Source organism: Mesorhizobium sp. M1E.F.Ca.ET.041.01.1.1 (assembly GCF_003997355.1).
Classification (GTDB): Bacteria; Pseudomonadota; Alphaproteobacteria; order Rhizobiales; family Rhizobiaceae; genus Mesorhizobium.
This window is the reverse complement of the sequence record NZ_RZSL01000013.1, coordinates 22610-30617: the sequence shown is the minus strand read 5'-3', so window position 1 is coordinate 30617 and position 8008 is coordinate 22610. Positions and strand designations below refer to the sequence as shown.

At 56.7% G+C, this 8008-nt stretch carries 7 protein-coding genes and 1 pseudogene; all 8 read left to right on the top strand.

Annotation, left to right across the window (positions count from 1 at the left end; all coding sequences use genetic code 11):
• Window positions 1-362, top strand: a 362-nt coding sequence (locus EOA38_RS03015) for a transposase (RefSeq protein WP_145965913.1), incomplete at its 5' end; no start/stop codon positions are given.
• Between the two features lie 245 nt (window positions 363-607).
• Window positions 608-877: pseudogene (locus EOA38_RS03010) on the top strand (transposase); the annotation flags it as partial.
• A gap of 670 nt (window positions 878-1547) precedes the next feature.
• Window positions 1548-1883, top strand: coding sequence for a hypothetical protein (locus tag EOA38_RS03005; RefSeq protein ID WP_127298397.1), 336 nt, complete (start codon window positions 1548-1550; stop codon window positions 1881-1883).
• Window positions 1884-2595: 712 nt separating this feature from the next.
• Window positions 2596-3009, top strand: coding sequence for a Rieske (2Fe-2S) protein (locus tag EOA38_RS03000; RefSeq protein WP_127298396.1), 414 nt, complete (start codon window positions 2596-2598; stop codon window positions 3007-3009).
• 53 nt (window positions 3010-3062) lie between these two features.
• Window positions 3063-4133, top strand: a complete 1071-nt coding sequence (locus tag EOA38_RS02995; RefSeq protein WP_127298395.1) for an amidohydrolase family protein — start codon at window positions 3063-3065, stop codon at window positions 4131-4133.
• On the top strand, window positions 4133-5239 hold the full coding sequence (locus tag EOA38_RS02990; protein ID WP_127298394.1) for an amidohydrolase family protein: 1107 nt from the start codon (window positions 4133-4135) through the stop codon (window positions 5237-5239). The genes EOA38_RS02995 and EOA38_RS02990 overlap by 1 nt, the downstream gene beginning before the upstream one ends.
• Window positions 5240-5458: 219 nt before the next feature.
• On the top strand, window positions 5459-7042 hold the full coding sequence (locus EOA38_RS02985; RefSeq protein WP_127298393.1) for an ABC transporter substrate-binding protein: 1584 nt from the start codon (window positions 5459-5461) through the stop codon (window positions 7040-7042).
• 12 nt (window positions 7043-7054) lie between these two features.
• Window positions 7055-8005, top strand: a complete 951-nt coding sequence (locus EOA38_RS02980) for an ABC transporter permease (RefSeq protein ID WP_127298392.1) — start codon at window positions 7055-7057, stop codon at window positions 8003-8005.
• Window positions 8006-8008: the final 3 nt, after the last annotated feature.

The following is an 8008-nucleotide window of genomic DNA, read 5'->3' as shown; positions in this document are numbered from 1 at the left end:
CCATCACCGCAACCTCTTTCGCCACTGCCATTGAAGATCCGGGCAACTTCAAGAAGTCACGCTCTGTTGCCGCTTGGATCGGCCTGACAACTCGCCGCTACCAATCGGGAGAAGTCGATTATGACGGCCATATATCCCGACGCGGCGATCGACATTTGCGGGGACTTCTCTATGAGGCTGCGGCGGTCATCCTGACACGCAGCTCGATCGACAGCAGCTTGCGCACGTGGGGCCTCAAGCTCCGGGAGAGGGTTGGCTTCAAACGAGCTGCCGTGGCTGTGGCGCGCAAACTGGCGGTGATAATGCATTCGATGCTCAAGACCGGTGAGTTTTTTGATCGAAATGCAGGCGCCACAGCATGAAATCTTGCGAATAGCGTTCAGGATCTGAGCGCCTGAGACGTCCCTGCCGGGACGTGAGCCGAGCCATTCCGCTGATGGGGTTGCACCGCTGTCTCAGCAAAGTGCGTCGTCCACATTGAAGGCTCGTCCGCGGAGCTCCATCATGCGGCGACTGATGTCGACCGCGAAGACAACCATGCACCCGGCAGCGTCGTCTCGACGCAATTACATGCTTGACGTCCCAGCGGCGATTAGACAACCCCATCAACCTGGGAAGCCATAAGTCGGCCGCCATCAGGCAGATGATCAAGGCCGCCGGCGCCAGGCTTTGGTATTTGCCGCCCTACTCTCCCGACCTCAACCCGATTGAGCAGGCCTTTGCCAAGATCAAGCACTGGATGCGCCAAGCCCAGAAGCGCACCGTCGAGGACACTTGGCGCCACATCGGCCACCTCGTTGAAACGATCGAGGCAACCGAATGCAACAACTACTTCGCAAACGCCGGCTACGCTTCCGTCAAACGTGAAAGACTCTAATAGCGGAGTGGAAGGCCGTGACTGCGCTGTGCTGACAGCAGAGCACACCGCTTCAGCGCGTTCATACGCAGAGACAACGTGACAGCGCCTCGAGTGCTGGTTTCCCTGCCGCACGATGGCGCCAGACTGTATCTCTCGCCACTTACCTCATGCCGCGTCGGATGGAGCTTCTGCTAAGCCTAACCTGCATCAACCTTAACACTTCTTTATCACGAAATCACAAAGCTCATGTGCGTAGACACGCAGTTGTTCTCAACATAATCAACTACTTAGCATACAATGTCGCGCCCCCATCGCTACGTTGACGGCACACCTATAACTGATAACCTTCGGCCAAGGTTTTGGTAAGACGCAGTGAGTCAGCATGTGGCCAGATGTATTTTGACGTTAGCCAAATTCGTTTCTGCAAGAGCGGGGTCAATTATGAGATAGGGATCGTCTGGCAGTAGGACAGCGGAGTTTTGCTCGGCAGACCCTTGTTCCAACCCCGAGTCCATCAAACCAGTTCAGGACATCTCTATTTTAATTGCAAGCTCCTTGGAACTCCGTAGCGAAAATGGTTGCCGCTGACCTCGACAACTTGGCGATGCGTAGAGCCTAGACCCAAGAGTGGACGATAAGTGAGAAGTCCTCAGCGAGAAAGATTACGCTCGCGCGAAGGAGACAATATATGCAGCAGATACTGGAGCGCCTGGCTGCCAAGATAACGCAAGCCGATACTGATCAGCAGTCTTCCGGAAGTTTACGTATTGAGGAAATGTTTGATCCTGACATCGTGCCGCATATTCCCGGAGACGACGTCCATCCGTTCATCGGTCACCCTGATGCAATGTTTCCAGATGGGGGCGGCCCAACAGAAAAGATCGCCAAACTGCAAAAACCGGAGGATCGTCTGCTCTGGAGCGGCATACGTGAGACCCATCACAAGGCGCAAATAAAGGTCCGCGATATCCCAAATATTCTGGACGATTTTGAGCATTCCGTAAAGGTACTCTCACTTGAATAAAGAAGGAAACGTGTGTAAGAACATGTCGAGCTCTCTCGATCTGGACGAAATCAACCACGAGAGAGAGATTTACCAGTGCCTGTCACAGGCAAGTGTCGCGACAATACGTCCCGTTGATTTGCAACAGCTCAGAACGCCTCATTACTATCATGTGATCTTTCGCCCGTCGGTTCCGAGGGCATCTGATCCACCGCGGAGGCTAGGTGCCTCGCAATAAAGAAGGAAAATTCATGCCGCCTGCGCAGTCGTGGTTCCGGATCGAGGGATTCGGAGGATAGCTACCTGTGGAGCCTTCTGTGGTTGCCGCCCGTAATGCAAGAGGCTTCTGGCCCTTTTCGACGTGTGGCCGAGTGCGGGCTTCTGTCAGGCCTTCATGTGCGGCATTTCCAGAAGCCGGTGGCCGGTATGGTGATCTGCAGATCAGGTCCAAATCTCAACAACGAGCGCATTGGCTCTTGGCTCCAGCTGGTTTTCCTGATCCAGATCTGTTCGATCGTTGCGCCCATTCGGGTCGTCGCCTTCTCACACCCCTTTACCGGCGCCGGACTGATTGCTGCAGGTCGATCATGCAGCCGCAGCCGGGTTCTGCTTTCGCGCACACCTGTGGTGGTGCATTTTCATCCAATCTGTCTATTCCGCAGATGGAGCGAGGTTATTAGGTTTAACATGGCTTCTCGGATCAGTTCCGTCTCGCTTTTGCCAGGGAGGAAAAATGGCTAAGCACGTGGTGGGCAAGGCAGAGGATGTCGGCTCAGGCATGCGCAAGGTCTTCGAGGTGCGTGGCCGTCCGATCGTCATCTTCAACGTCGATGGCGACTACTTTGCCCTCCTCAACCGTTGCCCTCACCAGAGTGCTGAACTGTCGATGGGCTTGATCTCAGGTATTGCAACGGCAGATGAGCCCGGACATGTCCAGTGTTCGCGTCGCGGGGAGTTCATCCGCTGCCCTTGGCACGGCTGGGAATTTGATATTCGCACCGGCCAGTCATGGTGTGATCCGGGGCGAATATCCGTGAAACAATACCCGGTATCGATAGCTGCGGGAGCCGAATTGGTCGAGGGTCCGTATAAAGCGGAAACCTTCCCTGTGAGTGTCGAAGACTCATACCTGGTCGTCGATCTCTGAACGATCGAACCGATCCATCGTGAGATGGCAAAGTTTCTGGAAGCGAGGCATTTATGCTCCACAAGCCGACATCGGTAATCGATTGCGATCTTCATCCCGCAGTGCCGGGAAACGATGCTCTGATCCCCTATATGGACGAGTATTGGCAGGAACAATTCATCAGTCGCGCGATCGGCGAGATGGATCTGGCCAGCTATCCGCCGAGCGCGCCGCTGTCGTGCCGCCCGGACTGGCGGCAAGCTGGTGAAAAGCCGGGCGTCAGCCTCGATCGCTGCCGGGAGCAGGCGCTCGATAAATTCAACTGCGAGATCGCAATCTGTAATCCGCTCTATGGCGGTCAAGTCGCGGCAAGCGGTTTGATGGGCGCAGAAGTCTGCACCGCGACCAACAAGTGGTTGGCGCGGGAGTGGCTGGATGCTGAGCCCCGTTTGCGCGGTTCGATCGTCGTGGCCTCGCAGCTTCCCGATCGGGCTGCAGAGGAAATCCACAGATGTGCTTCCGACAAACGGTTCGTTCAGGTCCTGCTGCTGGCCGGCAACGAGATGCTTCTTGGCCGGAGCCATTTTTGGCCGATCTATGAAGCGGCCCAAAAGCATGGGCTGCCTATCGGCATCCATGCCGGGACGATGTACCGCTATCCCACGAGCAGCGGTATGGGATGGCCATCGACCTACCTGCAGGACTATGCCAGCGGAACTCACATTTTCGCGGCACAGCTCCAGAGCCTGCTCATGGAGGGTGTATTTGCCAAGTTCCCGGATCTCACCTTCGTGATGATCGAGGCGGGCATCGGTTGGGTGCCCAGTTTTATCTGGCGGAGTACGAAGGACTGGCATGGCACCCGCGGCGAGGTCCCATGGGTGAAGCGCTCTCCTGCAGCGGAAATCCGGGATCGTGTCCGGTTTACAATCCAGCCATTCGATACGTCGACGGATCCGATGCACGTCGAGAAGCTGATAGAGCATCTCGGCTCCGAAGACATGCTGCTCTTCTCTTCCGACTACCCGCACTGGCAGTTCGACGGAGATGACCCGATGCCGCCCGGTTTTCCAGCGCGGCTTCGCCAGAAGATCGCGCGGGAGAACCCCGTGCGGACTTACCCACGGCTGAAGGAGACGGTGTGATGACCGATACGATAGCCAGTCCGAAGCAGCCGGTGCGTTCCACATCTTCGGCAGGTATTGCCGATTGCGATATCCACCCGGAACTCAAAGACCAATTTCGCCTCCATCCGTATATGTCAAAGCGGTGGCGCGATCATCTCGATCAGTATGGGGAGTTGGGATTCGAGGCGTTCACCAGCGGCTACAACTATGTCGGATACAATCCAGGCGGACAACGCCGCGATGCCTGGCCGCCGGGTGGGGGCGCACCCGGTTCTGACCTGGTGCTCATGAGGAAGCAGCACCTCGATCCAAACAATGTTGTCTTCGGTGTGCTCCAACCCATGGTAGCGCAGGGCAATGGCGGTCGCAATCTCGATCTCAGCAACGCATTGTCCACGGCGATCAACGATTGGCAGATCGCCGAGTTCGTCGAGCCGGAGGATAGGCTGAGGGCCTCCGTTGTGGTCGTTCCGGACGATGCCGTTGCCGCGGTCGCAGAAAGTGAAAAGCGGGCGCTCGATGCGCGATTTGTCCAGGTGCAGATCCTCATGGGGACAACCGAGCCATTGGGGCACCGGCGCTACAGGCCTATCCTGGAAGCCGCGGCTCATCATGGCTTTCCGATCGGCATGCACGTCGGCGGCCGATCCGGCGTACGGACTGCCAGCGGCTGGCCGTCCTACTACTGTGAGAGCCATTTGGATCTCACCTTCGCTGCGCAGTCGCAGATTATGAGTCTCATTCTCGATGGCGTGTTCGATCAGTTGCCATCGCTCAAGGTGATCATCGTCGAGTGCGGCTGTGCCTGGTCGATCGAACTTGGACACCGGCTCGACATGCTGTGGCGTCGCATGGGCTCGGAAGTGGCAAGCCTGAAACATCCGCCTTCCCACTATCTGCGCGAGCACTTCTACTTTTCCACACAGCCGATGGAAGAGCCAGACAATCCGGAGGATATCAACTACCTGTTTGATCAAATCGGTTGGGATAGGCTGCTGTATGCGAGCGATTATCCTCACTGGGACTTTGACGATCCGCGCTATGCCTTCAAGGCTCGAATATTGGAGGAACACAAGGCGCTGCTGTTTCGGGAGAACGCCAGGAAAGTCTATCGGATCCTGTAACGCGAACAGCGGAAGAAGAACCGTATTCGCAGCTTCCGTCGGCGAATTCGGATCAAAGCGTCACGTCCGCGAGGAGGTTCTGAAGCAAACGTCCCTCTGATTCATACGAGGGGTTTCCGAAGGTGAGCTCGAGCTTCTTCAGATCGCACGAGGGCAGCGCCTGGTTACCTCGTGCGGGTGCAGCCAATAATCGATTAACACAAAGAAAGGGGAATTAAGATGAATGATGAAATCAGTTTTCTCAGTGAGTCCGTCGCCAAAGGTAAGTTGTCCCGGCGCGATTTTTTAGGTCGGGCAGCGGCGCTCGGCGTCAGTGCAATCTTAGCTAACAACCTGCTAGCTGAAGCCGCAAGGGCGGAGGGGCCAGTCAAGGGCGGCACGCTCAAGGCCGGGTTAATGGGTGGACAAGCGACGGACAGTCTCGATCCAGCGGCCCTAACAAATGATGTTCAGTTTATCTTCAGCCGCCTGTGGGGCGAACAACTCGTAGAGCTGGACGCGAATCAAGAACTGCAGCCGGTACTTGCCGAGGAATGGGGCCCATCGAAAGACGCCAAGGCCTGGACGTTTAAAATCCGCAAGGGCGTGCAATTTCACAACGGCAAGGAGATGACGCCCGCCGACGTGCTCGCCACAATGGAACGCCATTCCGACGCTAACTCGAAGTCGGTTATGCTCGCCTTTATGCAGGGGATCGACAAGATTGCCGTCGACGGCCAGAACATCGTCTTCACTCTAAAAGAAAGCAATGCAGACTTTCCAGTCATAATGAACGATGTCCATCTGATGATTCAGCCAGAAGGCGGCAAGGACAACCCGAACGCAGGCATCGGTACGGGTCCATACAAGGTCACGGTCAACGAAGCTGGTGTTCGACTTGGCGGCGAGAGGTTCGCCGGTTACTGGCGGGACGATCGCGGCTTTGCCGACCAGATCGAGATTATCGTCATCAACGACGCGACCGCGCGCACCTCCGCTTTGCAAAGCGGGCAGGTTCACATGATTAACCGCGTCGATCCGAAGGTGGTCGAACTCCTCAAACGCTTCCCCGACATCACCGTCCGCAACGTTGGGGGCCGTGGGCATTCTTATTTTTGCTGCCTAATCGACACCGCCCCCTTCAACAACAACGATCTGCGGCTCGCGCTGAAATATGCCATCGACCGCGAAGAGATGGTCCAGAAGGTCTTGGGGGGGTACGGCTCCGTCGGCAATGACACGCAAATAAACAAGTTTTATCCACTCTTTACCGAATTGGAGCAACGCAAGTACGATCCGGACAAGGCAGCCTTCCATTACAAGAAGTCAGGGCACTCCGGCTCACTGCTCCTTCATGCATCCGACGGCGCATTCACAGGCGCGGTGGATGCTGCCCAGCTATACCAGCAGAGCGCGGCCAAAGCGGGCATCAGCATCGACGTTAAACGTGAACCAGCCGACGGCTACTGGGAAAACGTGTGGCTCAAGCAGCCGTTCGTGGCATCTTCTGGTCCAGGTCGTCCGACCCAGGATATGCTGTATTCTCTCCTCTACCAGTCAAAAGCGCCATGGAACGAGACGCACTTCTTCAGCGAGAAGTTCGACCAGATGATGGTCCAGGCGCGCGGCGAACTCGATACCGACAGGCGTAAGAAGCTCTATGCCGACATGGGCCAGATCATCCATGATGAGGGCGGCGTGATAATCCCGATGTTCAATGATTACATCGACGCCACGGGCCCGCAGGTTGGCGGTTGGGCTAAGAATGGCAACGATCGATTCATGAACGGCTACGCGCTAATCAAGTGCTGGCTGCAGGCCTGAGGCCCTGAGACGATGGTCCTCAAGCTTATTGCCCAGCGCGTCGCGCTGGGCATCCTCCTGTTGCTCGCCGTTTCCGTCCTCATTTTTGTTGGCACGAATCTTCTGCCCGGCGACGTCGCGCAATCCATTCTCGGCCAGTCGGCGACGCCACTGGCGCTCGCCAATCTCCGGGGAGAGCTGGGGCTGAACGACCCGGCCTACATCAGATATTTCCGCTGGCTTTTCGGAATCCTGCAGGGCGACCTAGGCACTGCTCTCACCAGTGGGCTCGATATCGCCACTTCCATTAAGGAGCGGCTGTGGAACACGCTGTTCCTGGCCTTCTGGGCAGCGATTATCTCCGTCCCGCTCGCGATTGCCTTCGGGCTGACAGCAGTACGTTATCGCGACGGCCTCATCGATAAACTGATCACCGGCGTGGCACTCGCCTCGACATCGGTGCCGGAATTCTTCATCGGCTATCTATTGGTGTATTTCTTGGCCGTGAAGTTCCAGATATTCCCTGGCATTTCGATGGTGTATGAGGGCATGCCCTTTCTCGATAAAATGAAGGCAATCGCGCTGCCCTGCACGACGCTCACGCTGGGCATCCTCGCCCATATGATGCGTATGACGCGGGCGGCGATCCTCAATGTCATGCAGTCCGCCTATATCGAGACTGCGGAACTGAAGGGCCTGACAGCGTTCGAGATCATCCGCAGGCACGCTTTCCCCAATGCCATCGCTCCGATAATCAATGTGATCATGCTCAACCTCGCCTATCTCGTGGTCGGCGTGGTGGTGATCGAGGTGATCTTCGTCTATCCCGGCATGGGCCAGTATCTGGTAGACCATGTCGCCAAGCGCGACGTGCCCGTCGTGCAGGCCGTTGGGCTGATCTTCGCCGCCGTTTATATCTCGCTCAATGTCGTGGCTGACGTGGCATCCATTCTCGCCAATCCGCGCCTCAGGCATCCGAGGTAAGGA

What these genes read in the sequence shown, in the direction of transcription:
- EOA38_RS03000 (WP_127298396.1), top strand. Translation starts at nt 2,596, where the DNA reads ATGGCTAAGCACGTGGTGGGCAAGGCAGAGGATGTCGGCTCAGGCATG.
- EOA38_RS02980 (WP_127298392.1), top strand. Translation starts at nt 7,055, where the DNA reads ATGGTCCTCAAGCTTATTGCCCAGCGCGTCGCGCTGGGCATCCTCCTG.
- EOA38_RS03005 (WP_127298397.1), top strand. Translation starts at nt 1,548, where the DNA reads ATGCAGCAGATACTGGAGCGCCTGGCTGCCAAGATAACGCAAGCCGAT.
- EOA38_RS02985 (WP_127298393.1), top strand. Translation starts at nt 5,459, where the DNA reads ATGAATGATGAAATCAGTTTTCTCAGTGAGTCCGTCGCCAAAGGTAAG.
- EOA38_RS02995 (WP_127298395.1), top strand. Translation starts at nt 3,063, where the DNA reads ATGCTCCACAAGCCGACATCGGTAATCGATTGCGATCTTCATCCCGCA.
- EOA38_RS02990 (WP_127298394.1), top strand. Translation starts at nt 4,133, where the DNA reads ATGACCGATACGATAGCCAGTCCGAAGCAGCCGGTGCGTTCCACATCT.